Source organism: Porphyrobacter sp. MBR-49 (assembly GCF_053628655.1).
Window position 1 is genome coordinate 123,052 of the sequence record NZ_JBRJGU010000003.1, and the last position, 23,930, is coordinate 146,981.

26 protein-coding genes are annotated in these 23,930 nt (G+C 62.7%); 16 read left to right on the forward strand and 10 right to left on the reverse strand.

What is annotated here, in order from left to right; all coding sequences use genetic code 11:
• The first annotated feature begins 216 nt into the window (after positions 1-216).
• The 6 genes from ACSSV3_RS05045 to ACSSV3_RS05070 all read left to right on the forward strand — a co-directional run bounded on the left by ACSSV3_RS05045 (position 217) and on the right by ACSSV3_RS05070 (position 5,171).
• Positions 217-771 (forward strand): hypothetical protein, encoded by a 555-nt coding sequence (locus ACSSV3_RS05045; protein ID WP_354322649.1) that lies wholly within the window; start codon positions 217-219, stop codon positions 769-771.
• Positions 772-997: 226 nt separating this feature from the next.
• The gene (locus ACSSV3_RS05050) at positions 998-2,167 is read left to right on the forward strand and encodes an acetyl-CoA C-acetyltransferase (RefSeq protein WP_354322651.1); all 1,170 of its coding nucleotides are present in this window, start codon (positions 998-1,000) and stop codon (positions 2,165-2,167) included.
• Between the two features lie 112 nt (positions 2,168-2,279).
• Positions 2,280-3,065, forward strand: coding sequence for an SDR family NAD(P)-dependent oxidoreductase (locus tag ACSSV3_RS05055; RefSeq protein WP_354322652.1), 786 nt, complete (start codon positions 2,280-2,282; stop codon positions 3,063-3,065).
• A gap of 169 nt (positions 3,066-3,234) precedes the next feature.
• A complete protein-coding gene (locus ACSSV3_RS05060) occupies positions 3,235-3,546 on the forward strand; it encodes a GIY-YIG nuclease family protein (protein WP_354322654.1) in 312 nt (103 codons plus the stop codon).
• Positions 3,547-3,829: 283 nt separating this feature from the next.
• Positions 3,830-4,702: a crotonase/enoyl-CoA hydratase family protein gene (locus ACSSV3_RS05065; RefSeq protein WP_354322656.1), complete on the forward strand. Its 873-nt coding sequence runs from the start codon at positions 3,830-3,832 to the stop codon at positions 4,700-4,702.
• On the forward strand, positions 4,695-5,171 hold the full coding sequence (locus ACSSV3_RS05070) for a MarR family winged helix-turn-helix transcriptional regulator (RefSeq protein WP_354322658.1): 477 nt from the start codon (positions 4,695-4,697) through the stop codon (positions 5,169-5,171). The genes ACSSV3_RS05065 and ACSSV3_RS05070 overlap by 8 nt, the downstream gene beginning before the upstream one ends.
• A gap of 44 nt (positions 5,172-5,215) precedes the next feature.
• On the opposite strand, the gene ACSSV3_RS05075 is transcribed toward ACSSV3_RS05070, so the two are convergent.
• From ACSSV3_RS05075 to ACSSV3_RS05105, 7 genes are all read right to left on the reverse strand, one after another.
• Positions 5,216-6,211 carry a type II secretion system F family protein gene (locus ACSSV3_RS05075; protein WP_354322659.1) on the reverse strand — a complete coding sequence of 332 codons (996 nt, stop codon included), beginning with the start codon at positions 6,209-6,211 and terminating at the stop codon, positions 5,216-5,218.
• Positions 6,212-6,230: 19 nt separating this feature from the next.
• A complete protein-coding gene (locus tag ACSSV3_RS05080) occupies positions 6,231-7,202 on the reverse strand; it encodes a type II secretion system F family protein (protein WP_354322661.1) in 972 nt (323 codons plus the stop codon).
• A 107-nt stretch (positions 7,203-7,309) separates the two neighbouring features.
• Complete coding sequence (locus ACSSV3_RS05085) at positions 7,310-8,590, reverse strand: pilus assembly protein CpaE (RefSeq protein WP_354322663.1); 1,281 nt, start codon at positions 8,588-8,590, stop codon at positions 7,310-7,312.
• A 3-nt stretch (positions 8,591-8,593) separates the two neighbouring features.
• Entirely contained in the window at positions 8,594-9,271 is a 678-nt protein-coding gene (locus tag ACSSV3_RS05090) for a CpaD family pilus assembly protein (protein ID WP_354322664.1), read from the reverse strand.
• 19 nt (positions 9,272-9,290) lie between these two features.
• On the reverse strand, positions 9,291-10,877 hold the full coding sequence (locus ACSSV3_RS05095) for a type II and III secretion system protein family protein (RefSeq protein ID WP_354322666.1): 1,587 nt from the start codon (positions 10,875-10,877) through the stop codon (positions 9,291-9,293).
• 85 nt (positions 10,878-10,962) lie between these two features.
• Complete coding sequence (gene cpaB, locus ACSSV3_RS05100) at positions 10,963-12,063, reverse strand: Flp pilus assembly protein CpaB (protein ID WP_354322667.1); 1,101 nt, start codon at positions 12,061-12,063, stop codon at positions 10,963-10,965.
• Positions 12,064-12,152: 89 nt separating this feature from the next.
• Positions 12,153-12,644: an A24 family peptidase gene (locus tag ACSSV3_RS05105; protein ID WP_354322668.1), complete on the reverse strand. Its 492-nt coding sequence runs from the start codon at positions 12,642-12,644 to the stop codon at positions 12,153-12,155.
• Between ACSSV3_RS05105 and ACSSV3_RS05110 the strand changes: the two genes are divergently transcribed.
• The 3 genes from ACSSV3_RS05110 (at position 12,628) to ACSSV3_RS05120 (ending at position 15,083) form a co-directional block, all read left to right on the forward strand.
• Positions 12,628-13,719 (forward strand): alpha/beta hydrolase, encoded by a 1,092-nt coding sequence (locus ACSSV3_RS05110; RefSeq protein WP_354322669.1) that lies wholly within the window; start codon positions 12,628-12,630, stop codon positions 13,717-13,719. The two genes, ACSSV3_RS05105 and ACSSV3_RS05110, sit on opposite strands and share 17 nt — an antisense overlap.
• Positions 13,716-14,843 carry an NAD(P)/FAD-dependent oxidoreductase gene (locus tag ACSSV3_RS05115; RefSeq protein ID WP_354322670.1) on the forward strand — a complete coding sequence of 376 codons (1,128 nt, stop codon included), beginning with the start codon at positions 13,716-13,718 and terminating at the stop codon, positions 14,841-14,843. Before ACSSV3_RS05110 ends, ACSSV3_RS05115 begins: the two co-directional genes overlap by 4 nt.
• 63 nt (positions 14,844-14,906) lie before the next feature.
• A complete protein-coding gene (locus ACSSV3_RS05120) occupies positions 14,907-15,083 on the forward strand; it encodes a YegP family protein (RefSeq protein WP_354322672.1) in 177 nt (58 codons plus the stop codon).
• 36 nt (positions 15,084-15,119) lie between these two features.
• Here the strand turns inward: ACSSV3_RS05120 and rnhA are convergent, their stop codons facing one another.
• From rnhA to ispH, 3 genes are read right to left on the reverse strand one after another with little or no spacing between them, the layout of a single operon-like run.
• Positions 15,120-15,566, reverse strand: a complete 447-nt coding sequence (rnhA, locus tag ACSSV3_RS05125) for a ribonuclease HI (RefSeq protein ID WP_354322673.1) — start codon at positions 15,564-15,566, stop codon at positions 15,120-15,122.
• 26 nt (positions 15,567-15,592) lie between these two features.
• Positions 15,593-16,564, reverse strand: a complete 972-nt coding sequence (locus ACSSV3_RS05130; protein ID WP_354322675.1) for a homoserine kinase — start codon at positions 16,562-16,564, stop codon at positions 15,593-15,595.
• Between the two features lie 16 nt (positions 16,565-16,580).
• A complete protein-coding gene (gene ispH / locus ACSSV3_RS05135; RefSeq protein WP_354322677.1) occupies positions 16,581-17,573 on the reverse strand; it encodes a 4-hydroxy-3-methylbut-2-enyl diphosphate reductase in 993 nt (330 codons plus the stop codon).
• Positions 17,574-17,675: 102 nt separating this feature from the next.
• On the opposite strand from ispH, the gene ACSSV3_RS05140 reads away from it, so the two are divergent.
• The 7 genes from ACSSV3_RS05140 (at position 17,676) to tatA (ending at position 23,929) form a co-directional block, all read left to right on the forward strand.
• Positions 17,676-18,326 (forward strand): hypothetical protein, encoded by a 651-nt coding sequence (locus tag ACSSV3_RS05140; protein WP_354322679.1) that lies wholly within the window; start codon positions 17,676-17,678, stop codon positions 18,324-18,326.
• Positions 18,327-18,512: 186 nt separating this feature from the next.
• Positions 18,513-20,261 (forward strand): arginine--tRNA ligase, encoded by a 1,749-nt coding sequence (argS, locus tag ACSSV3_RS05145; RefSeq protein WP_354322680.1) that lies wholly within the window; start codon positions 18,513-18,515, stop codon positions 20,259-20,261.
• Positions 20,262-20,292: 31 nt separating this feature from the next.
• Positions 20,293-20,985, forward strand: coding sequence for an SPOR domain-containing protein (locus ACSSV3_RS05150; RefSeq protein ID WP_354322681.1), 693 nt, complete (start codon positions 20,293-20,295; stop codon positions 20,983-20,985).
• Positions 20,986-21,182: 197 nt separating this feature from the next.
• Positions 21,183-22,205, forward strand: a complete 1,023-nt coding sequence (gene nagZ / locus ACSSV3_RS05155) for a beta-N-acetylhexosaminidase (protein ID WP_354322682.1) — start codon at positions 21,183-21,185, stop codon at positions 22,203-22,205.
• The gene (locus ACSSV3_RS05160) at positions 22,202-22,993 is read left to right on the forward strand and encodes a segregation and condensation protein A (RefSeq protein WP_454184760.1); all 792 of its coding nucleotides are present in this window, start codon (positions 22,202-22,204) and stop codon (positions 22,991-22,993) included. The genes nagZ and ACSSV3_RS05160 overlap by 4 nt, the downstream gene beginning before the upstream one ends.
• Complete coding sequence (gene scpB / locus ACSSV3_RS05165; protein ID WP_354322684.1) at positions 22,990-23,595, forward strand: SMC-Scp complex subunit ScpB; 606 nt, start codon at positions 22,990-22,992, stop codon at positions 23,593-23,595. Before ACSSV3_RS05160 ends, scpB begins: the two co-directional genes overlap by 4 nt.
• A gap of 97 nt (positions 23,596-23,692) precedes the next feature.
• Positions 23,693-23,929, forward strand: coding sequence for a twin-arginine translocase TatA/TatE family subunit (tatA, locus tag ACSSV3_RS05170; RefSeq protein WP_354322686.1), 237 nt, complete (start codon positions 23,693-23,695; stop codon positions 23,927-23,929).
• The last annotated feature ends 1 nt before the right edge of the window (position 23,930 follow it).

Sequence of the window (23,930 nt, forward strand, 5' to 3'; positions counted from 1 at the left end):
CCGAGCATCTTTCGACCATCACATGCCAAGCCGCACTACCAATCCGCTGATTGACCCAAGGGGTAGCGGGTGTAAAGCGAAGGCCTGCCGCTGCGGGGAAGTTCCCCCCCCGGTGTGATTGAATTGCAACAGTTATCGACGTAGCGTTCTGGTTGCGCCAAGAGGTGGAGCCAGAGTCGCAAAAACGACATTTTTGCCACCCAGGAGACGCCCCCCATGTTTGTCCGAACAGCCTGCCGATCTGCAGGTCTTGCAATCGTTGCCGCCGCCATTCCTGTTGCGCTGCTTGGCGGCCCGGTTTTGGCGCAGACTGCGCCCTCGCAAGATGCCGCCAAAAGCGACGCGCCAGCGCAATTATCGGCCCTGCTCGCATGCCGCGATATCGGCGATAAAAGTGATCGGCTGGAGTGTTTTGACCGTGCGGCGCAACAGGTTGCAAACGTGCGGGATTCAGGCGATCTGCTGGTCGCGGATCGCGATATCGTGGAGGCCGAGCGCGAGGCGCGTTTTGGCGCAACCAGCAATGTGGACCTCTGGCTTGGCGATAACCAACTCGCCGAAAAGACCTATCGCCTCACCGCAGTCCAACTGAACCCGACCCGCTTATATACGTTCACGATGGACGATGGGGCGGTGTGGCAGCAGCTTGAAAGCGCCAGCATGCGTCCACCCAAGGCGGGTGATGAAGTGACGATCAAAGCTGGCATCATGGGCAGTTTCCGCGCGCGCATCAACGGCGGGCGGCCGCTGCGGGTTAAGCGCATTCGCTGATAGCGGCCTCGCTTTGCGTGGCAGTTTCCTGCGACCGTCGCCGGAGCCGAGCAACGCCATGAAAAGCAAGTAGAACAACAGGAACGAGATATCCTGCCGCGCGCCACCTTGCTTTGCCCGCTTGATTTGCAACTTCCGCTCCCATAGGCGCTACAGCACAAGCAAGTGGCGAAGCGAAACTGATTACTCGCCGCCGACGCGTTCGGATCAGCGCAAGGAGAGAGAAATGACCACAGCCTATATCGTAGAAGCCGTGCGCACTGCTGGCGGGCGTCGCGGCGGGCGGCTTGCCGGAGTGCACCCGGTTGACCTGCTGGCGACCTCGCTCGATGCGATAGTCGAACGCAGCGGGATCGATCCGACCGCGATCGAGGATGTGATCACCGGCTGCGTCAGTCAGGCAGGCGAGCAGGCGCTGCAGGTCGGGCGGATGGGCGTGCTGGCGTCAAAGCTGCTGCCGCAGTCCACGCCAGCGGTGACGATTGATCGCCAGTGCGGTTCCAGCCAGCAGGCGATCCAGTTCGCCGCGCAAGCCGTGATGAGCGGGACGCAGGACGTGGTGATCGCCAGCGGTGTCGAAAGCATGAGCCGCGTGCCGATGGGTTCCAACGTCACGCTGCACATGAAAGAAGGCCTCTACAGCAAGGCCGACGGGCTTGAGGAAAAGTTCCCCGGCATCAACTTCAGCCAGTTCATGGGCGCCGAGATGATCGTCAAGAAGCACGGGCTTTCCAAGGACGATCTTGATCGCTTTGCCTTCGCCAGCCACCAGAAAGCGATCGCCGCGACCAAGGGCGGGGCGTTTGATGCTGAAATCGTGCCGGTGCTGATCGAAACGCCTGAGGGCGCGCAGTTGCACACGATTGACGAAGGCATCCGGTTTGACGCGACGCTGGAAGGGATCGCAGGGGTCAAGCTGCTGTCGCCCGACGGCCTGCTGACCGCTGCATCGTCCAGCCAGATCTGCGACGGGTCGTCGGCGGTGCTGGTGGTATCCGAGGCAGCGTTGAAGCGCCACGGCCTGACCCCGCTGGCGCGCATCCACAACCTGACGGTGACGGCGGGCGACCCGGTGATCATGCTGGAAGAACCGCTGTTTGCGACCGATCGCGCCTTGCAGCGCGCAGGCCTCAGCATCGCCGATATCGATCTTTACGAAGTCAACGAAGCCTTCGCTTCGGTGCCGCTCGCGTGGCTCAAGCATACCGGCGCTGATCCCGAAAAGCTGAACGTGCACGGCGGCGCGATTGCGCTCGGCCACCCGCTCGGCGCGTCGGGCACCAAGCTGATGGCAACGCTGGTTCACGCGCTGCAACGCCACGGCAAGAAATATGGCCTGCAGACCATGTGCGAAGGCGGCGGGGTCGCCAACGTGACGATTATCGAGCGGCTTTGATTTGCCACGTCACCCCGGCGCAGGCCGGGGCCCAGGGCCGCAATCGCTCTGCCTATTTGCATGAGATCCCGGCCTTCGCCGGGATGACGATTTGATTGAGAGGAACACGAAAATGGAAGTTTCAGCCAACACCCCCGCCGTTGTCACCGGCGGCGCATCCGGCCTTGGGGCCGCCACCGCCCGCGCGCTTGCGGCCAAGGGCGCCAAGGTCGCGATCTTCGACATGAACGAGGAAAAGGGCGAAGCGGTCGCTGCCGAAATCGGCGGGGTGTTCTGCAAGGTCAACGTGACCAGCGATGACGATGTCGACGCCGGTTTCGCCAAGGCCCGCGCCGCCCACGGGCAGGAACGCATTCTGGTGAACTGCGCCGGGATTGGCAATGCGATCAAGACCGCCAGCCGCAGCAAGGAAGACGGTTCGATCAAGCACTTCCCGATTTCAGCCTTCGATTTCGTCATTCAGGTCAACCTGATCGGCACCTTCCGCTGCATCGCCAAATCGGCGGCGGGGATGCTGACCCTCGATCCGCTTGACGAGAATGGTGAGCGCGGCGCGATTGTGAACACCGCATCGGTGGCTGGCGAAGATGGTCAGATCGGTCAGGCGGCCTATTCGGCATCAAAGGCCGGGGTGATCGGCATGACCCTGCCGATCGCGCGCGACCTGATGAACGAAGGCATCCGCGTCAACACCATCCTGCCGGGCATTTTCGACACCCCGCTGCTGGCCGCAGCCCCGCAGAACGTCCGCGATGCGCTCGCCGCATCGGTGCCGTTCCCCAAGCGTTTGGGCACCCCCCCCGAATATGCCAAGCTCGCCATGTGCATGATCGAAACCGGCTATTTCAACGGCGAAGACGTGCGGCTGGACGGCGGCATCCGCATGGCACCGCGCTGAATCCCGGCCTTCCCGAATAAATGGAAAAGCCGCCCCGCGCCCAAAGGCAAGAGGGCGGCTTTTCTGTTTCTCACGTTACACTCGTCGCCCCGTGCTTGCCTGCCCCGGCGCAGGCCGGGGACACGGGGCTTGGCTTTCTTTTTCCCACGCGCCCGCCGATACACGGCTGATGGAAAAGGGTGGCTGGGTCTACATCATGGCGAACCGCTATCGCGGCGGGATGTATGTGGGTGTTACATCCAATGTGCTGCAGCGGGTTTACCAGCACCGCGAAGGCACCGGTTCCACGCATGTTGCCGACTTCGACAAGACGCGGCTCGTCTATGCCGAGCGTCACGACGAGATAGAGCGCGCAATTGCCCGTGAAAAGCTCGTCAAGAAATGGAAGCGTGAATGGAAGTTCGCGCTGATCGAAGCGGACAATCCTGACTGGGACGATCTCTGGGAAAAGTGGTTCACATTGAGCGCAGCGCAAGAATAGCCAAGCCCCGTGTCCCCGGCCTGCGCCGGGGCAGGCAAGCACGGGGCGACGAGGAAGTAAGCGGACGTTGGCAATGGATCGCCCGCTGATCGGCAGCTTTCCTACTTGCGGGGGCTGGCGCTAGATTCCCCGTATGCTCCGCACGCCGATCGCCTGCCTTCGTGCCCCTCGCAAAAATACGCCCGCGCGCGGGCTTGTTTTCCTGTTCTGGACAGTGTCACATGTGTCTCCAACAGGGCGCAGGCAGGCTGGCCGGTTGACCCGTCGAGGAAGAGAGAATCGCATGACCCAATACACCCAGATCATCGTCACCAAAGCCGATGGCATCGCCACCATCACCCTGAACCGCCCGGACAAGATGAACGCTTACACCCGCACGATGGGTGAGGAAATCATCGCGGCGATGGACGATATTGATGCCGACGATGCGGTTTGCGCGGTGATCTTCACCGGATCGGGTGAACGGGCATTCTGCGCGGGTGCCGATCTGACGCCCGAAGGGGGAGGGCATGTCTTTTCTGATCCCACGCAGGTTGATGATCTGTCCGACCCACGCGTGCGTGACGGCGGAGGGCGGCTGACGCTGCGGTTGTTTGAATCGAAAAAGCCGCTGATTTCCGCCTGCAACGGCGTCGCGGTAGGCGTCGGCGCGACGATGCAACTGGCGATGGACATCCGCCTCGCCAGTGACACCGCGCGTTATGGCTTTGTCTTTGCCCGGCGCGGGATTGTGCCTGAGGCCGCGTCAAGCTGGTTCCTGCCGCGTATCGTCGGCATCAGCCAGGCGCTGGAATGGTGCTACACAGGCCGGGTGTTCGACGCGGCTGAGGCCAAGGCGGGCGGGCTGGTGCGGTCAATCCATGCGCCGCAAGACCTGCTGCACGCGGCCAAAAGCCTCGCGACTGAAATTGCCGAAAATACCTCGGCCATTTCGGTGGCGATGACGCGGGCGATGATGTGGCGGCTGATGAGCGCGGATCACCCGATGGAAGCGCACAAGATCGATAGCCGCGCCATTTATCGCCTGTCACGTGGGGCCGATGCCAAGGAAGGCATCGCCAGCTTCCTTGAAAAACGCCGCCCGATGTATCCCGGCAAGGTCAGCGCCGACATGCCCGATTTCTACCCGTGGTGGGATGATCGCCCGTATGAGTGAGGAAACGGGCCAGCTCGGCGGGTTCCTGCCGTATCAGCTTTCGGTTGCCTCCAACGCGGTCAGCAGCCTGATTGCCGAGCGATATCGCAAGCGGTTTGGCCTCAAGATCCCTGAATGGCGGGTGATGGCGGTGCTGGGCGATGCAGGAACGATGACCCAGCGCGGGCTGACCGCGGCCACGGTGATGGACAAGGTCGCGGTCAACCGCGCAGTCAAGGTACTTGAGGAGCGCGGGCTGATCGCGCGTGTGCCCAATCCCGGCGACGGGCGTTCGCACCTGCTCGCATTAACGGGCGAGGGGCGTGCGATCCATGCCGAGGTGATGCCACTGGCCAAGGCGACCGAGCAGGAATTGATCGCAGGCTTGGCACCGGGCGAAGAAGCAATGCTGCGCGGCTTGCTGGCCGGGTTGCGCCAACGCGCCATGGAACTCGCGCGCCGTAACGATGCGGGGCCGGAGCAGGGTTGAAACCTGCCCCGGCCCACGCGCATCGGACTTTGGTGTTGCCGTTGCTATTTGACCAGGTTGTCCGAGATCGAACAGGCCGCCGGGCCAAGAATGACCACAAACAGCGTCGGCAGAATGAACATAATCAGCGGGATGGTCATGATCGCAGGCAGACGCGCGGCTTTTTCTTCGGCGCGCATCATACGTTCGTTGCGGAACTCAGCGGACAACACGCGCAGCGCACTGGCGAGCGGGGTGCCGTAACGTTCGGTCTGGATCATGGTCGTCACCACGCCCTTCACCGCGTCAAGATTGACGCGAAAGGCAAGGTTGTTGAAGGCCATCTTGCGTTCGTTGAGGAACGACAGCTCGATCGCGGTGAGGGCGAATTCATCACCCAGTTCGGGATAGGCACGGCCCAGTTCCTTGGCGACACGGTTGAACGCGGCGTCGACGGTCAGACCGGCTTCGGCGCAGATCACCAGCAGATCGAGCGCATCGGGCAGGCCCTTCTGGATTTCCTTGGTGCGTTTGGTCGCCTGATTGCCGATGTAGAGTTCTGGTCCCTTGTAGCTCAGGAACACGATCAGCGCGAAGGCACCAAGGCGCTTGAACGGGCCAAGATCGGGCCACAATTCGATGCCGTAAATCAGCAGCGCCGCAAGTCCGCCAAGCACCACCGGCATGATGGCACGCAGACCGATGATGATGACTGCCAGTTCTTTGTTGCGGTACCCTGCATGGGCGAGCTTCTGCTGAACAGCTTTGATCTGGCTTTCCTGCAGAATGTTGAGCTTGCCGAGGCTGTCCTTGACCTTGTCGGTCGTGTCGGTCCGACGCACCAGACTGGCGCGCTTCTTTGACCCCGAGATGATGATCCCGGCCTTGAGCTGTTCGCGCCGCGCTTCGAGCGCCTTGACACGCTTGGCCATCGGGTCGCGGATCGTGACTGCTGCATAGATGGCCAGCATCACGGCAAAAGCGGCAAGACCGGCCAGCATGGTTCCGACGAAAATGACGTCGAAGCCGAGCAGCGTGGGGCCAGTGGGTTGATCGATCATGGTTCAGATTCCCCCGGCGTCAGATTTCGAAATTGACCATCTTGGCCATGATGAACACGCCAATGCCCATCCACACCATCGCGCCCAGTCCGGCCACGATCAGGCGGTCATCGATGAAAAAGCCCCCCATGTATTCGGGGTTGATGAACGAGATCAGCCCGAAGACGATAAACGGCAGCGAACCGACGATGTAGGCCGATGCCTTGGATTCCGAGCTCATCGCGCGGATCTTGAGCTTCATCTGCGCGCGTTTGCGCAGCACCTCGGCCAGGTTTGAAAGCGTTTCGGCCAGGTTGCCCCCGGTTTCGCGCTGGATCGCCAAAGTTATCGTGAAGAAGTTGAATTCGGAAATCGCAAGCCGATCGGCCGTGTCCTGCAACGCATCTTCCATGGTCTTGCCGACCTTGATGCGGTCGATCACGCCCTTGAATTCAAGACCCACCGGGCCGGGCACTTCCTGCGCGACAATTCCCAGTGTTTCGGTAACGGGCAGGCCGGAACGCAAGCCGCGCACCAGCAATTCGATGCCGTCAGGAAACTTCGTGATGAACGCATTGGTGCGTTTGCCGATCAGACGGTTGATCCACAGGTGCGGCAGGCCGGCACCAATCAGCAGGCCCACGCCAAGCGACAGGAAGGGCGCCTTGGTGGCGATGAACATCACCACGGCAATCCCCAGAATCAGCCCGATCGAGGTGTAGGCATATTGCGTGACAGTCCAGTTCTTGCCCGTCCGGTCGAGCCGGGCGGCAAGCGCTTCCAGACGCGAGCCGGAGCCCTTGATCTTGAAGGTTTTCGGCTTGCGGGCGGCGACGGCCCGTTTGAACTGGGCATCGACCTTGGCGTCAAGGCTTTCCGAATGGCGATAGCGCAGCGACTGCACACGGCGCTTTTGCGCCTTGGCTACGCTCGAACCGCTCGCCAGCAGATAGCCCATGACCAGCACGGCGAAAATCACCAGCGTGATGAGCAGGGTTTGGAAAAAGTCCATGCTGTTGCTTCCTGCCTTGTCCCGCCGGAATGTGGCGGTCCCCTTCCAATGCCGACCGGCGCGGGGCGGGCGCGCGTTGGCGCGTCACACCCCGTACCGTCACTTGCTTATTCGACCTCCACGGGCTCGCTCTTCGCCTTTTTGGCGAGCAGCGACTTCAGATCGAATCCGCCAAGCAGCGATTTCTTCTCTTCGCCCAGCGAAGCCAGATCGTCTGTGGTCGCGCCCATCACGCGTTCGGCAATCTGCCGGATCGCGGCTGTGGCCTTGCTCGACCGGTTGGCATCGACGAACACCTGCCCCAGCTTCGCCGCGTTGGACGCAGCCTTGATGTCGTAGGGCACGACGAAGTCGATCTTGCGTTCGATAGACGCCTCGAAATCGGTGCGGCTGATCTCGGCAACGCCCGGTTGCACCTTGTTGGCTACAATCATCGGATGCGCGTGCCCGGCATTGGTCTTGAGCCAGGACAGAATGCGGATCGTGTCGCGCGCCGAGGCGAGGGTGAGCTCGCACGCCAGCAGCACCACATTCACGTCAGCCAGAAGCTGCGGGAAGTTGATGAGCATGTTGCGCGGCAGATCGATCACCGTCATTTCGAATGCCTGACGGAATTCGTCTTCCAGCTGCACAAACGCCGCACCATCGGTCATCAATGGCTGGTTGATCGGTGCTTCGGCCGACAGGATCGACAGATTGTCACCCGCCCGCACCATCGCCCGTTCAATGAACAGCGGGTCGATGCGGCTGGGGTTTTCGATCGCGTCGGTCAGGCCGCGGCCCGGTTCGAGATCGAGCGCCAGCGCGCCGGTGCCGAAGTGGACGTCCAGATCGAGCAATGCGGTCGGTGACTTGTGCTGTTCGCTGAACAACCAGGCCAGCGAGGTCGCCAGCGTCGAGGCTCCCACCCCGCCGCGCGTGCCGACCACAGCAGTCGAAATGTGCCGCCGGGCTCCATCGGCATCGCCTCCCTTGGGCGCCATGAAGACTGCCAGTGCCTGATTAAGCGCATCATGCACCTGCTGCGGCGATAGCGGCTTCAGCAGATAATCATGAATCCCGCTCGACAACAGGTCGCGGTAAAGGCGCACGTCATTGACCTGGCCCACGGCGATCACCACCGTGCCCGGTTCGCACACTTCAGCCAGTGCGTTGATATCGTTCAGCGGATCGCCGCATTCCGACAGGTCGACCATAAGGATCGCCGGGCTAGCGCTGACCGAAAGGGATTGCACTGCATTGCGCAGGCCACCCTTGTTGCACTTCTCCGGCTGCCAGCCCAGTTCGATGGCTACGGGACGGATTACGTCCAGTGCATTGTCATCGCAAATATAGGCCGAAAACGGATCACGATTGCCGGGCAAGCCCGATTTCCAGGGAGCGTTCATTGGTCAGTTTCCTCCGCCGCCACCACCGCCGCTGCCGGTCGACGCATCCATCAACCCGGCGGCTCCAGTAGGAGCTGTTTCACGATAAGTTGAGATCGCCTTGTTCGACGTGGCGATCACGGTTTCGCTCGCGCCCTTCTTGCCTTCGAGCAGGTCCTGCGGGTCGGCTACCATCGCCGCCAGGTTGCTGTTGATGGCGCAGCCATAGTTAGGGCTGGTGGCGTTGTTATAGTTCATGTCGGACTTGGCCGACCAGTCCGGGCAACCCGGAACCGAAGCGGTCGAGCGGGTAATCACCACCCTGGCCTGCCCGGGTTCAATGAAACCGTTGGTGACCGGTGCGGTATCGCTGATCATCAGACCATAACGCGATGCCAGATCGCCAACCGCAGTGGTTACTGCCGGGTTCTGGCCGGGGTTGTCGATCGCGACGCGATCACCGTAGCGCAGATCCATCGTCTCGAACCAGCCAATCAGGCGCTGTTGTTCCGAAATCGGCAGGCCGCTTGCGCTGGTGGCCACATCCATCGTGAAGGTGGCGCGTTCCACCACCGCCTGTTTGGTGCTGTAAAGCGAGGTATTGGTGGGCATCCCACCGCATCCCGCCAGCCCCAGGCCAAGCGTAACGGCAAGGGCGAGGGCGGGCATCCGTGCCAGCGTATTGTTTCGTGCAGGAGGCATCGTTTTGACCTTTCTCACGTTAGAGGCTGAAGCCCGGGGCAGCTGCGCTGGCCTCGCGTTCGTTCTTGCGGGTTTTCTTGTCGGCGCGGCGCGGCTTTTCAGGCTGCGTCGGTACGATTGCGGCCGGATCGGCTGCGCTCACTTTGGGCTCCGGCGCATCGGGCTGCGACGATGTCGGCGCGGGGCGCTGCTCACCCGAGACACCCGCATTTTCCTGGTAGCCAAGAAATTGCTGGAACTCGTTGGCGGAGCGGAAGCCATCAGTCGGCAGCTTGATGTCCTTGGCGTCCACCGGCTTGACCAGATAGGGGGTGACAACGATCACCAGCTCGGTTTCACCACGGCGGAATTCGCGGCTGCGGAAGAGGTTGCCGAGGATCGGCACGTCACCAAGGCCGGGTGCCTTGTCGAGCGTATTTTGCGAATTGGCGCTCATCAGCCCGGCGATCATGAAGCTTTGGCCCGAACCCAGTTCGACCGTGGTTTCAGTCCGGCGGGTTGTCAGCGCAGGCACCTGGAAGCCGTTCAGGACAATCGACCCCTGGGTCGACAGTTCCGAAATTTCAGGGCGCACGCGCAGCGAAATGCGGCCGTTTGACAGCACCGTCGGGGTGTAGGCGAGGCTGACGCCGAACTCGCGGAACTGCACTGTGACCTGGCCCAGACCCTGCGCGATCGGGATCGGGAACTCGCCGCCCGCAAGGAACATCGCGGTTTCACCTGAGAGGGCGGTGAGGTTCGGTTCGGTGAGCGTCGTCACCAAGCCGAGGCGTTCCGACAGATCAAGCGCGCCGAGTGTGTTGATACCAAAGAGCCGACCAAGGCCCGCGATCGAAGTTCCGTCAGCCGAATTAACCGAAGGCCCGACGATTTCGGTGCCGTCCGGCAGCAGCATAGACGTCTGCCCGGCGCCATTCCCGACACCCAGCGGCCCACGATAGTTGAACTCCTCCCCGCCAATCGAGCGGCCAGTGCCTACCCCGAAGCGGAAGCCGCCGGTGCCATCGGCGGTCTGCAGATTGCCGCCAATCTCGCGCAGCAGGCTGCGGCTGACTTCGGCGAACTTCACATGGAGGTTCACCTGCAACGGCGTAGCGGTCTTGAGGCGGCTGATGACGTTGGCTTCTTCGCCAAGGAAGGCCTGGACAAGGCGTTCAGCCTCCGCAGCGTCTTCGGGGGCAGCCACGGTGCCGGTCAGCAGCACGGTATTGGTGCCCATCGTCGACACGCTCACCTTGGCATCGGGCATCGCCATTGCCAGCATCTGATCGACGCTGCCAATGTTCGAGCCGACCCGGATATTGGCCGAAAAGATCACATCGCCGCTTGCGTTGCTGGCGTAGATGGTGGTTTCACCGCCCGCCTTGCCGAACACATACAATTGGCGCTGCGATTTGACCTGCACATCGGCAACGGAGTCATTGGCGACGAACACGTCCGCCATCGCGCCAGGCACCGTTACCAGCTCGCCGCGACCGATCGACAGGACGATTTCCTGCGCCGGGCTGACGACCTGCTGGGCAATCGCCGTGGTCGCGGGCATTGCCACCATCGGGACTGCCGCAAGGGCAGCCACCAGCAGCTTGGTCTTGAACTTGCGTGTCATGGGTTGTCCCCCCTCGGGTTTACCATTGCTCGCCTTGGTCGAAAGCGGACGAAACGAAGTGATGATCGGCATGGTGCGGTTCCCCTCAGAACGCCAAGGTCGAACCAGCGGCGGGCAGTTTGGCCCCGGCGCTGCGCGTGCCGCTCGATTGAGCGCTCAGGATGGCAGTGCTCGAGGCCTTGCTGCTGACCGGTGTTTCGGTGGTTGCATTGCCGCGGGTCACTCGCACGCTTGGGCCAACATTGACCGGCGCGCCGCCTCCACCCGAAGCCCGGGCAGGCGAGGAGTCATTGCTGGCCGGCGCATCCTTGACCCCTGCGGTCGAACGCTGGAAGCGCGACACGTCGGCACCGGTCACGAAGGACGCAGTCTTGTCGATCGGACGGGCCATCGCAGCTTTCAGCAGTTTTTCTTCCTGTTCGGGCGAGGCATTGGCCGGGATCTGGACATCGCCTGAGGCAATCGCCCGTTCGAGCTCCGACTGGTTGTCCGCGATCGAACGCAGCGCCAGATTGATCGTGCCAAAGGTCTGGCCCACCGCAATCTTCTCGGCGATCTTGGGCGTTACCTCGAGCGTAACGGTGCGGAATTCGGTCACCACGGTCTTGCCGTCTTCATCGGTGGTCTTTTCCGTGGTCTGGTCAGTGGCGAGCACACGCAGGTTGCGCACTATCGTTTCGGCAGCCCGCAGCGGCGGACCATCGTCCAGACTTGGGATTTCCTGGCTCAGCACCAGGTCGACACGGTCGCCCGGGAAGATGAACCCGGCAACCCCGGTCATCGCCGACACCGGCACCGTCACGGCGCGCATACCCGCCCCGAGCGCTGCGGCGAGGAAGCCACGGTCGCCCGGGCTTACCAGCGATCCTTGCGTGACTGGTTCACCAGCGGTGACGGGATAACGCACCACGGTGCCGAGCAGCTTGTTCATGTCGGCTTCGCCGTCGATGAAGTAGGCGTCCTGCACCAATTCTTTGGGCCAGGGCTGAAAGCCCAGCGCATCGATGGTGATGATTGTGCCTGCGGGCAGAGCGCGCTTGGCGACCAGAACCCGTGGGCCGGTTGGCTGAGCGGCGGCCTCGGCTTTGGGGGCCGCGTCTCCAACGAAGATGCTCCGAGCAGCAAAGGCTGTTCCGATCGCGATGATCAGCGCGCCGAGCAGCAGAACCAGTTTCTTCCTATCCATGGCTTGTATAGCCCCCTCGTAAATGCCCTTAGCTGGTTAGCGGGCAGGTATGGTTTCTGCGTGTAAGTCCCGATTGGTTAAAATCGGGTTCACAGCGACTGAGCCGCAACAGCGGCGCTCGGCAGATAGTTGGCGGCGAGCACCCACAGCCCGCCAAACGCGATGGCGACGCCGTAAGGGATCGCCAGCCGTTCCTTTTGCCGACGAATGGTGTGCCAGAAGAACATCACAATGGTCAGCACGCCTCCGGCGATCGCCATGATCACCAGCAGCTGCATGAACAGTTCGGGCCGCACCCACAGCGCGAGCACAGTAAGCAGCTTCACATCGCCGCCGCCCATCGCCTTTAGCGCAAACAGTCCGGCCAGCAGCGCGAACGCGGCGAGCGCCATGCCAAGCTGGATCGCAACATCGGGCCAAAGGGACAGGCCGCTTGACCACCAGAACAGCGGCGCGCCCAGCGCAATCGCGCCGTTCAGCCAATTGTCGATCTGACGCCGGCGGATGTCGGTAAATGCGGCTACCACCAGTGCAATTGCCAAGGCGATCAGCAGTCCGTAGGTTATGGTGTTCGTCAACATTGTGCCCCCGAAGTTGCCGTGCGATGCGCACGGGCGGCCCTTCATTGGGGACATTGCTACAGCTTATGACTTACCAAATAGTAACCATGCTGGGAGGCTGGCCATTCACGATAATTCAACAAGCGCGGCAACGGACAGGAGAGCGATCCCCGCTGATGCGCGTGAGAGCACATGGCAGGCGGGCGATGGCCATGCGATCCGGCGGATCGACTGGCCCGGAGCAGGCGAGGGCGATACCCCGCGCGGGTCAATCCTGTTCTTTCCGGGGCGCGGTGATTTCTACGAAAAATATCTCGAAACGCTTGATCAATGGCACCGTGAAGGCTGGCGGGTCACAGCGTCGGACTGGCGCGGGCAGGCGGGGTCTGGGCGATTGGGCAAGGATGCAGTCACCGGGCATATCGAGGATTTCAACGTCTGGATCGATGACCTCGCGTATTTCTGGCCGCGCTGGGTCGCCGCAACACCGGGGCCGCATGTGCTGGCGGCGCATTCGATGGGCGGGCATCTGGTGCTGCGCGCGTTGGTTGATCATCGGGTCAGCCCCGATGCGGCGGTGCTGAGCGCGCCGATGACCGGGGTCAGCGGCCCGCCATTGCCGCTGCCATTGCTGCAAGCGGTCGCCAAACTGATGTGCACCGTGGGCGATCCCACCCGGCAGGCATGGAAGTGGAGCGAGAAGCCGGGTGAACTGCCTGCCGACCGCGCTGACCTGCTGACTCATGACGCGGAGCGCTACGCCGATGAAATCTGGTGGCGCGATCACCGCCCACAACTGGTGATGGGCCCGGCGAGCTGGCGCTGGGTCGAGCGCGCCTATGCCTCAACGCGGCGGTTGGAGGCGGCTGGCGCGATGGAGGCGGTGGACGTGCCGGTGCTGATCCTTTCGACATCATCCGACAAGCTGGTTAGCCACCCGGCCAATGTCGCCGCCGCGCGCCGTCTTCCCAAGGGCGAATTGGTGGCATTAGGCGAAGAAGCGCATCACGAAATCCTGCGCGAAGTCGATGCAGTGCGCGACCGCGTGATCGCAGCCATCAGCGAATTTCTTGATCGGGAGGCACCGCAAAAGTGACCGCCGCGACGATCTATGATTTTGCCGTGATCGGGGCCGGAATGGCCGGTGCCAGCATCGCCGCCGAACTCGCGCCCCATGCGCGCGTGCTGCTGATAGAAGCCGAAGACGCGCCGGGATACCACGCCACCGGACGCTCAGCCGCGTTCCGCGAAGAATGCTATGGCGGGCCGGGCGTGGTGCCATTGACGCTGGCATCGGGGGCCTATCTTGAAGAGCACGGTTTTCTGACCCCGCGCGGCGCACTTTACGTCGGGCGGGGAAAAGACCGCGCGGCGATGGATGCGTTTTTCACCACCTTCGCCGGGACGGGCGTGACGATCGAACGCCTGTCATCCGCAGCGCTTGCCGACATGGTGCCGCATATCCGCCCTGATTGGAGCGAGGCGCTGTATCAGCCGGCCTGCGCCGATATTGATGTGGCGGGGCTGCACCAGCATTATCTGGGCGCAGCACGGCGGCATGGGGTCGACGTGGCCTGCCGGGCGCGGGTGGCCCGGATTGATCGGCATGGCGGCGTGTCGACGATCACCAGCGAGCGTGGGCAGCAATGGCGCGCGGCCACGATTATCAACGCGGCGGGTGCGTGGGTGGACGAGGTGGCGCAGATCGCGGGCGTGCGCCCCATCGGCATCACCCCGCTGCGCCGCACCGTGGCGGTATTGCGGGTTGCTCCGCACGCGCCCGCTGATCTTCCGCTGGTGCTCGACATCAACGGCGGCTTTTATTTCAAGCCTGATAATGGCCGCCTGTGGCTCAGCCCGCATGATGAAGTCCCGTCTGATCCGTGCGACGCCGCTCCTGAGGAAATCGATGTCGCCATTGCCATCGACCAGTTTCAGCAGGTGACTGACTGGCGGATCGAAGCGGTTGAGCGGCGCTGGGCGGGCCTGCGAAGCTTTGCGCCTGATCGCCTGCCGGTTTACGGGGCGGACCCCGATCAACCGGGCTTCTTCTGGTTTGCCGGCCAAGGCGGATTCGGCATCCAGACCGCGCCCGCTGCTGCCCGGTTGGGGGCGCAATTACTGCTGGGGCAGGAGGCGGACGCGATGACCGCACGGATCGATCCGGCAATGTATGCGCCGGGGCGGTTTTACCTTACCAGACAAGCGCAAGCGGGCTAGCCAAGCTTTGCCCGATCTGGCAGGTTCGCTTTGTCAATCAACCACAAGGGAAGGGGAAAGCCGATGGCTCACAAGTTTGAAATCTACAAGGACAAGGCGGGCGAGTTTCGCGTGCGGTTCAAATATAATTCCGAGATCATGTTCTCGACCGAAGGTTATTCCAGCAAATCGAGCGCGCAGAATGCGATTGATTCGATCAAGAAAAACGGCCCCGGTGCCGAGGTTGAAGATAATAGCTGATTTGTGACGGTGCTGGCGGGGGCAGGCTGACGGTTGTCAGGCGTTCCCCGCCGCGATCCGCGCGGCTTCTGCGCTGGCGAGCGCATCGACCCGTTCGTTCTCCGGGTGGCCATTATGCCCGCGCACCCAATGCCATGTCACCTGATGCGGGCGCGCGGCTTCGATCAGGTCGTGCCACAAATCGGCATTGCGCACCGGCTTTTTGGATGCATTGATCCAGCCATTCCGCTGCCAGCCGTGAATCCACTTGCTCATTCCATCGAGCACATATTTGCTGTCAGAATACAGATCGACCGCGCACGGCTCGATCAGCGCGTTCAGTCCCATGATCGCGGCGGTCATTTCCATGCGGTTATTGGTGGTATCAGGCTCTCCGCCCGACATTTCCTTTTCGTGATTGCCCATCCGCAGCAGCACGCCCCAACCTCCGGGGCCGGGATTGCCTTTGCACGCGCCGTCAGTAAAGATTTCGACCTGTTTCATGGGCAAGAGCCTTGGCGGGCCTTGGTTCAGCCTGCAAGCACGTCCGCGCCTACAGTGTCGTAAAACTTCCAGCGGGCGGCGAATTGCATCGGGTCCTTGTGGGTGACCAGCGCATCATCGGGGGTGTCCAGCCAGTCTTCGGCGCGGCTGGCGACAAACCGCAGGCACGCGCCCTTCGCAATCGCTGGAAATAGCGCACGCTCCGCCAGTTCGAGCGGACGGATGCTTTCATAGCCTGCGATCAACGCGCTGCCGAGTTCGGGCTGAAACCGGTTCGCGCCATCAAAACACCACGCCGCATGGGTCACCGCCAGATCAAGCGCCATCGGCCCGGTGCAGGCGAAGTAGAAATCGATCAGGCCTGTCACCCGGTCGCCCAGCATCAGCACATTGTCGGGAAACAGATCAGTATGCGTCTGCGATACGGGCAGCGCGGCCAGATCGAGCGCCGCCGCCGCATGGGCGTGATCCAGCATCGCCGGAAGCTGCGGGTGAATGGTCGCCAGCCGTTCAGCACCGCAGGCATCAAGGATTGCCGCGGTTGCGGCGAAATCCATCGCATTGGCGCGGGTGCGCGGAAAATCGCGCGCGGCCAAATGCATCTGCGCCAGCACTGCGCCGACGCTGCGCGCCTGTTCTGCGGTGGGCCGGGCGGGTGAGACGCCGGGGAGGAATTCAATCAGCGCCGCCGCCTTATCCTCAACCATGCGGAACGACGCGCCTGACCGGTCGTGCATGGTGCGCGGCACCGGGCACCCTTTGGCCGACAGGTGATCGAGCAGGTCGAGGAAGTAAGGCAGATCAGCCGTTTCGATCCGCCGTTCATACAACGTCAGGATGAACCGTGCGCCGCACCCTTCAACGCCGGTGGTGTCCACCAGCCAGTTGGAGTTCGACACGCCTTCGGCAATGCCTTTGGCCGATACCAGCTCGCCCACGTCGTATTGCGCGATCAGGAGGGCAAGTTCTTCGGCCCCAAGGTGCGTATAAACCGCCATAGCGCGCGCCGTGCCGTTACTCGGTCAGCTGGCGCGGCAGTTTGAACACCATCTTTTCTTCCGCTGCGGTGATGGTTTTTTCCACGACCGGGCGATAGCGCCCCAGCGCGTCAACCACTTCGCGCACCAGAATTTCCGGTGCCGATGCGCCAGCGGTCAGCCCCAGCGTTGTCACCCCATCGAGCCAGGCAAAATCGATCTCGCTGGCGCGCTGGATCAGCTTGGCAGGCGTACCCAGCCGTTCAGCGACTTCGACCAGCCGCAGTGCGTTGGACGAATTGGGTGAGCCGATCACCAGCACCAGATCGCAATCCTGTGCCAGATCCTTGACCGCCGCCTGCCGGTTCGACGTGGCGTAGCAGATATCCTCTGCCCGAGGCCCGCTGATATTGGGGTAACGCCGTTCGAGCGCCGCGATCACTTCGGCCGTGTCATCGACCGACAAGGTGGTCTGGGTGAGGTAGGCCAGTTCCTCGTCGGAATCGAACGGCAGCTTGTCGACATCCTCGATCGTTTCTACCAGCGTCATCTGCCCCGGATTGACCTGACCCATCGTGCCGATCACCTCAGGGTGGCCTTCGTGGCCGATGAAAATGATGTGACGGCCCTTTTCGATCTGGCGTTCGGCCTGGCGGTGCACCTTGGAAACCAGCGGGCAGGTGGCATCGACATATAGCAGCTTGCGGCGCATGGCTTCGGCCGGAACCGCCTTGGGCACGCCATGGGCGCTGAACACCACCGGCGCATCATCGGGCACATCGTCCAATTCCTCGACGAAAATCGCTCCCTTAGCCTTCAGCTCATCTACAACGTATTTGTTGTGGACGATTTCATGCCGGACATAGACCGGCGCGCCATAGCGTTCGAGCGCCTTTTCAACGATTTCGATCGCCCGGTCGACTCCGGCGCAGAACCCGCGCGGGGCGGCGATCAGCAGGTCGAGCGGGGCGCGCGAAGCAATGGCTGTGTCGCGGTTGGTGGGGGCGGTGGCAGGAAAGGGCGCGTTCATGTCGCTTCCTCTAGCGCTTTGCGGTGTCTCTCGCTAGAGCGCGGTTGCGATATGGCTCTGCACAGAGCAGCGCACCGGATTGGGATTATAGGACGGCTTCTGATGATGCTTCGCATGCGTTCACTTTCTGCCCTTGCTGTCATGGCGGCGCTTGTTGGCTGCGCCAAGGAAGGTGATCTGGTGGTCGATCAGGGCGTTGGCGTCACCAGCGTGCTCACGCTGTGCCCGGCGGTCGGCATCCCTGACTATACCGGCGATGTCACCACCTTTCGCAGCGGCGATGATCGCAGTATCGACAGTCTTGATATCAGCGCGGCAATGACCAATCTGCGCGCCACCTGCAACGACACCGGCGAACAGGTCTACAGCGAGGCGACGTTTGATGTGAACGCCCGCCGCTCCGATACGCGCGGCGCGCGCACGGTGACCTTGCCCTATTTCGTGACTGTGCTGCGCGGCGGCAGCGCGGTGGTGAGCAAGCGGGTTGGCGAAGTCACCCTGACCTTTGCTGATGGGCAGGAACGCGCGAGCGCCGCTGGCAAGGTCGGGTCATACATCAACCGTGCCGATGCCGCGTTGCCCGACGATATCCGTGAAAAGATCACCAAAAAACGCCGTGCCGGGGATGCCGAAGCTGCACTTGATCCGCTGGCTGATCCCGAAGTAAAGGCCGCGATTGCGCGCACCCGGTTCGAAATGCTGGTCGGCTTCCAGCTGTCTGAATCGCAACTGGTGTATAATGTGACGCGTTAGTTTGTCCGCAGCCCATCCGGGCTGCGAAATCCTCGCTCATGCGGCCTGGCGGCCGCGTCGCTGCGGGCGGCCGGTCGGCCTTGCGACGCCTTTGGCGCCAAATTTTGGCTAATTCTATCGTCTTCCCGGGCTTGACCCGGGACCCCGCTTCCTTTCTTGCATCCGCGCAAGACGCAAGAGAAACCGATGACCGAAACCACAACCCTTTATGCCGCCTATGCGACGCTGATCGAAACCGTGCTGGGTGAACTGGTGATAGAAGGCGTGCTGCCTGCTGGCACGTCGTTCGCCAATGTCACGCTCGAACCGCCGCGCGATCCTGCGCATGGCGATTTAGCGACCAACGCGGCTATGGTGCTGGCCAAGGGCGCAGGCACCAATCCGCGCGCATTGGCCGAGGCAATTACCGCCAAGCTGCGCGCGCAGCCTGCGATCACCAACGCCGACATTGCCGGGCCGGGGTTCATCAACCTGCGGCTTGCGCCCGGCGCGTGGCTGGACGAGCTCAAAACCATCGCCGCGCTGGGCGATCAATATGGCCGTTCCAGCATCGGTGCGGGCCGCCGGGTCAATGTCGAATATGTCTCTGCCAACCCGACCGGGCCGATGCACATGGGCCATTGCCGCGGCGCGGTGGTGGGCGATGCGCTGGCCAGCCTGCTCGAATGGGCCGGGCACCGGGTGATCCGCGAATATTACATCAATGATGCGGGCGGGCAGGTGGATGTGCTCGCGCGCTCGGTGCACCTGAGATATCGTGAGGCGCTGGGTGATGATATCGGCGCGATTCCCGATGGGCTTTATCCCGGCGATTATCTGAAGCCGGTCGGCGCGGCGCTGGCCGCGGAGTTTGGCGACCAATATCGCACTGCGCCAGAGGATGAATGGCTGCCATTGTTCCGCAAGCAAGCCGTGGCGCGGATGATGGAACTGATCAAATCCGATCTCGCGATGCTGGGCATCCACCACGATATTTTTGCGTCAGAGGCCGAATTGCAGGCGGCAGGCAAGCCCGAAGCGGCGGAAGGCTGGCTGCGCGCGCATGATCTGGTTTACGATGGCGAGCTGGAAGCCCCCAAGGGCAAGGCCCCGCCCGAAGATTGGGAGCCGGTCGAACTTCCGCTGTTCCGCTCGACCAGATTTGGCGACGATCAGGATCGCCCGATCAAGAAATCGAACGGCGCATGGACATATTTCGGTGCCGATCTCGCCTACCATATGCAAAAGGCCGAAACCGCCGATGAGCTGATCGACATCTGGGGCGCGGATCACGCCGGCACGGTCAAGCGGATCAAGGCGGCGGTCGCGGCGCTGTCCGAAGGCGAAGGCCGCCCGATTCCGTTCGACGTCAAGCTGGTGCAGATGGTGCAGCTGATGCGCGGCGGTGAGCCTGCGAAAATGTCCAAACGCTCGGGCAATTTCATCACTATTGCCGATATGATCGATGAAGTGGGCAAGGACGTGGTGCGTTTCACCATGCTGACCCGCAAGCCCGAAGCGCAGATGGAGTTTGACTTCGTCAAAGTGGTCGAAGCGTCAAAGGACAATCCGGTGTTTTATGTGCAATATGCCCATGCCCGGATTCAATCGACGCTGCGCAAGGCGGCGGAAGCCGGGTTTGCGCCCGATCCAGCCGCGATCGACCGGTTGGGGGACGAGGAAATCGCGCTGATCCGCCGCGCCGCGCAATTCCCGCGCGAAATCGAGGCCGCCGCCCGCGCGCGCGAACCACATCGGATTGCGTTCTATCTCTATGATCTGGCAGGCGACCTCCATGCCTTCTGGAACCTGGGTAATGACCGTGTTGAAAAGCGGTTCATCGTGGAACAGGATGCGCAGCTGACTGCGGCAAGGCTTTTCCTTGGCACCGCAATCGGGCAAGTGATCCGCAATGGGCTTGGCGTGTTGGGCGTCCAAGCTGTAGAGACGATGTAGCCGTTTTTGGGGGAAAGCCACGAGGTTCGCCATGATCGATGCTGAATATGAAGAACTGAACGAGGCTGACGGCAAACTTGACCTTGCCGACACCGATAGCCTGCCGTGGCTCGAATCCGATGAGGAGGATGATGGCGCGGGCGGGCTGGATACGGCGCAGATCCTCGGCTTTGCCGCGGCGTTGGTGTTGTTGCTGGGCGCGGTTGTTGGCGGCGTTTGGTTCTTCACGAACAAGGCGGCTGGCGGTGATCTGGTGGCCGATGGCAGCGTGATCGAAGCCCCCGCCGGGCCGATCAAGGAGCGTCCCGAAAACCCCGGCGGCAAGACCTTTGCCGGAACCGGCAATGTTGCCCCCGTAGTGGGTGAAGGCGGCACGCGCCCGGCGGTGGTGGCGACCAAGGATGCGCCTGCGGCAACAACAGCGCCCAAACCGTCGATTTCAACAGTATCGAGCACAGATGCTGTTCCTGCCAGCGCGCCTGCCGCCATAACCGGCGTCGGCGTTCAGCTCGCCGCCTATGGCACGCGCGCGCGGGCCGAACAGGGGTGGAACGACCTGTCGCGCCGCACTGACAAGCTGGCGGGCGTGAAACACCGGGTGGTCGAAGGCAAGGTCGATATCGGCACGGTTTATCGCTTGCAGGCTGTGGTGCCGGATCGGGCTGCGGCCGAACAGCTGTGCGCGGCGCTGAAATCTGACGGGCTCGACTGCCAGATCAAGTAAGGGCGGCGTCAAAGGCGACCTATGCCAGCGCGCTGAGATGCTGACGCATCACGCGCTGGTTATGCTCAAGCGCCGCACGGGCTTAACCAAATCGCGATGGGCGATGCTCATCGCGCTTTGGTATTAGATCGGCTTTTCCCCGCCCTAGACACCCCCTTGCCCTTGCTTGCGCCGCGCTAGCCTGCGATTTTGCCCAGATGATTCCGGCAATCTTCGGCCTCAGCGGCCCGCATCTGACGGCAGACGAGCGCGCGTTTTTCCGCGATGCTGATCCGGCGGGCTATATCCTGTTCGCTCGCAATTGCGCCAGTCCTGAACAATTGCGCAGCCTGACCGATGACCTGCGCAGCATCCATGGGCGCGACCATCTGCTGGTGTCGATCGATCAGGAAGGCGGCCGAGTGGCGCGGCTCCGTCCGCCGCTGTGGTCGGCCTATCCCTGCGGTGAATCCTTTGATAAACTATATGAACTGGCACCGGCCAGCGCGATAGAGGCGGCCCGCGCCAATGCCACCGCGATGGGCCAGGAACTGTCGGCGATGGGGATCACGGTCGATTATCACCCACCGTTAGACCTGCGCCTTCCCGGCGCGCATGATGTGATCGGAGACCGCGCGCTGGGCCGCGATCCGATGCAGGTCGCCGCCTTGGGCCGCGCGATCATCGACGGGCTGGCCGCAGGCGGGGTTGCCGGGTGCATCAAGCATATGCCGGGCCACGGCCGCAGCGATGTCGATACCCACAAGGCGCTGCCCACCGTGACCGCGAGCGCTGCTGATCTGGAGGCCGACATCGCCCCGTTCCGCGCGCTGAATCAGGCGCTTATCGGCATGACCGGGCATTTGCTGTTCCCGGTGTGGGATGCGCAAAACCCCGCCACGCTGTCCCCCACCATCATTGCCGATATTATTCGTGGGTTAATCGGCTTTGATGGCCTGCTGCTGACCGATGATATCGACATGGAGGCGCTGGGCGGCACGATCCCCGAACGCGCCGCCCGCGCCCACGCGGCGGGGTGCGATATCATCCTCAATTGCTGGGCGAAGATGGCGGACATGCAGGGCATTTGCGCGGCGCTCCCGCCCATGTCAGCCGCCACCACCGCGCGGCTTGATCGCGCGCTGGCGGGCACGCGGATTGCCCCGGCGATGGCGCCCGACCATGCCGAATTGCTGGCGAAACGCGATGAATTGCTGGCGCTGACCGGGGCGGCGGCATGAACGACGTGGCCGAACCTTTCATGTTCCCGCAGACCGATCCGGCCAAGCCCGATACGGACGCGCTCTATCTCGAACTCGATGGCTGGGAAGGCCCGCTTGACCTGCTGCTCGATCTGGCGCGGCGGCAGAAGGTCGATCTCAGGCAGATTTCGATCCTCGCGCTGGTCGATCAATACCTGATCTATATCGAACGGGCCGGCGCGCTCAGGTTGGAACTTGCGGCCGATTACCTCGTGATGGCGGCGTGGCTCGCCTACCTCAAATCGGCGATGCTGCTGCCCAAGGCCGAGCAGGAAGACCCTTCGCCCGAAGAACTGGCGCTGCGCCTGCAATTGCGTCTGCAACGGCTCGGCGCGATGCGTGAGGCGGCGGCGCGGCTGATGGGGCGTGACCGGATCGGGCGCGATGTGTTTGTGCGGGGCGCGCCCGAAGGCCTGCGCACCGATCGCAAGACCGTGTGGCGCAGCGATATGTTCGCGCTGATCCAGGCCTATGGGCAGGTGAAAGCGCGCACTGCCCCGCGCATCTACCACGTCGCTAATCGCCCGGTGATGACACTCGATTCCGCGCTCGAACGGGTGTCGGCGATGTTGGGCGTGACGCTCGACTGGATGGATATCCGCGATTTTCTGCCTCCCCATGCTGAACCGGCACTGCGGCGCTCGGCATTGGCATCGAGCTTTGTCGCGGCGCTGGAACTGGCGCGGCGCGGGCGGGCGGAGTTGGCGCAGGAAGCGGCCTTCGCTCCCTTGCGCATCCGGCGGTTGAAGCAGGAAGCGTGCCCATGAGCAGCGAACCCGGAACGCTGGAACGCGCGGTCGAGGCGACCCTGTTCGCGTCAGACGAACCCATGACCATTGCCGCGCTGGCCGTGCATCTGGGCGGGGTTGAGCCTGCCGACTTGCGCGATGCGCTGAGCGCGCTCGCCACGCAGTATGCGGCGCGCGGGGTGCATCTGGTTGAGCGCGGCGGGCGCTGGCATTTTGAAACCGCGCCTGATCTTGCCCACTTGCTGCGGCGCGAAAAGGAGCAGGTGCGCCGGTTAAGCCGCGCGGCGACCGAAGTGCTGGCGATCATCGCTTATCACGAGCCGGTCAGCCGCGCTGAAATCGAATCGATTCGCGGGGTGCAGACCAGCGCAGGGACATTGGACGTGTTGATGGAGGCAGGCTGGATCAGACTGGCGGGCCGCCGCGAAGTGCCGGGCCGCCCGGTGATCTATGCCACCACGCCCGAATTTCTCGACCATTTCGGCCTCGCCAGCCGCCGCGATCTGCCCGGAATCGACGAATTGCGCGCCGCCGGGTTGCTCGATCCGGTCGATGATGCGCTGGAAGAAGCGATGCGGTTTGATCCCGATGATGCCGAAGCAGAAGGAGATAGCGCGTAACCGCGTTATCCTGCTACGAAGCCACCTGCGCAGCCGGGTGGCATCCCGGCGGCAAGGCCCCTATATAAGGGGCGCAACCCAACACGAGTCTCGCCCCATGAATATCGGTATCTGGCAAATCCTCATCCTCGCACTGGTCGTGCTGGTCCTGTTCGGGCGGGGGCGCATTTCGGAAATGATGGGCGATTTCGGCAAGGGCATCTCCAGTTTCAAAAAGGGGATGAGCGAGACTGAAGAGCCCGCGCCCAAGGCCCGGATCGAACCGCCTGCCAACGGCGCTCCCCCGGCAGAAACCCCTGCTCCGGCAGATAAAAACGACACGACCGGCGCGTAAC

Bases quoted from the DNA above. Each gene is read 5' to 3' on its own strand.
- ACSSV3_RS05045 (WP_354322649.1), top strand. From the start codon at position 217: ATGTTTGTCCGAACAGCCTGCCGATCTGCAGGTCTTGCAATCGTTGCC.
- ACSSV3_RS05050 (WP_354322651.1), top strand. From the start codon at position 998: ATGACCACAGCCTATATCGTAGAAGCCGTGCGCACTGCTGGCGGGCGT.
- ACSSV3_RS05055 (WP_354322652.1), top strand. From the start codon at position 2,280: ATGGAAGTTTCAGCCAACACCCCCGCCGTTGTCACCGGCGGCGCATCC.
- ACSSV3_RS05060 (WP_354322654.1), top strand. From the start codon at position 3,235: ATGGAAAAGGGTGGCTGGGTCTACATCATGGCGAACCGCTATCGCGGC.
- ACSSV3_RS05065 (WP_354322656.1), top strand. From the start codon at position 3,830: ATGACCCAATACACCCAGATCATCGTCACCAAAGCCGATGGCATCGCC.
- ACSSV3_RS05070 (WP_354322658.1), top strand. From the start codon at position 4,695: ATGAGTGAGGAAACGGGCCAGCTCGGCGGGTTCCTGCCGTATCAGCTT.
- ACSSV3_RS05075 (WP_354322659.1), bottom strand. From the start codon at position 6,211: ATGATCGATCAACCCACTGGCCCCACGCTGCTCGGCTTCGACGTCATT.
- ACSSV3_RS05080 (WP_354322661.1), bottom strand. From the start codon at position 7,202: ATGGACTTTTTCCAAACCCTGCTCATCACGCTGGTGATTTTCGCCGTG.
- ACSSV3_RS05085 (WP_354322663.1), bottom strand. From the start codon at position 8,590: ATGAACGCTCCCTGGAAATCGGGCTTGCCCGGCAATCGTGATCCGTTT.
- ACSSV3_RS05090 (WP_354322664.1), bottom strand. From the start codon at position 9,271: ATGCCTCCTGCACGAAACAATACGCTGGCACGGATGCCCGCCCTCGCC.
- ACSSV3_RS05095 (WP_354322666.1), bottom strand. From the start codon at position 10,877: ATGACACGCAAGTTCAAGACCAAGCTGCTGGTGGCTGCCCTTGCGGCA.
- cpaB (WP_354322667.1), bottom strand. From the start codon at position 12,063: ATGGATAGGAAGAAACTGGTTCTGCTGCTCGGCGCGCTGATCATCGCG.
- ACSSV3_RS05110 (WP_354322669.1), top strand. From the start codon at position 12,628: ATGGTGTTCGTCAACATTGTGCCCCCGAAGTTGCCGTGCGATGCGCAC.
- ACSSV3_RS05105 (WP_354322668.1), bottom strand. From the start codon at position 12,644: ATGTTGACGAACACCATAACCTACGGACTGCTGATCGCCTTGGCAATT.
- ACSSV3_RS05120 (WP_354322672.1), top strand. From the start codon at position 14,907: ATGGCTCACAAGTTTGAAATCTACAAGGACAAGGCGGGCGAGTTTCGC.
- rnhA (WP_354322673.1), bottom strand. From the start codon at position 15,566: ATGAAACAGGTCGAAATCTTTACTGACGGCGCGTGCAAAGGCAATCCC.
- ACSSV3_RS05130 (WP_354322675.1), bottom strand. From the start codon at position 16,564: ATGGCGGTTTATACGCACCTTGGGGCCGAAGAACTTGCCCTCCTGATC.
- ispH (WP_354322677.1), bottom strand. From the start codon at position 17,573: ATGAACGCGCCCTTTCCTGCCACCGCCCCCACCAACCGCGACACAGCC.
- ACSSV3_RS05140 (WP_354322679.1), top strand. From the start codon at position 17,676: ATGATGCTTCGCATGCGTTCACTTTCTGCCCTTGCTGTCATGGCGGCG.
- argS (WP_354322680.1), top strand. From the start codon at position 18,513: ATGACCGAAACCACAACCCTTTATGCCGCCTATGCGACGCTGATCGAA.
- ACSSV3_RS05150 (WP_354322681.1), top strand. From the start codon at position 20,293: ATGATCGATGCTGAATATGAAGAACTGAACGAGGCTGACGGCAAACTT.
- nagZ (WP_354322682.1), top strand. From the start codon at position 21,183: ATGATTCCGGCAATCTTCGGCCTCAGCGGCCCGCATCTGACGGCAGAC.
- ACSSV3_RS05160 (WP_454184760.1), top strand. From the start codon at position 22,202: ATGAACGACGTGGCCGAACCTTTCATGTTCCCGCAGACCGATCCGGCC.
- scpB (WP_354322684.1), top strand. From the start codon at position 22,990: ATGAGCAGCGAACCCGGAACGCTGGAACGCGCGGTCGAGGCGACCCTG.
- tatA (WP_354322686.1), top strand. From the start codon at position 23,693: ATGAATATCGGTATCTGGCAAATCCTCATCCTCGCACTGGTCGTGCTG.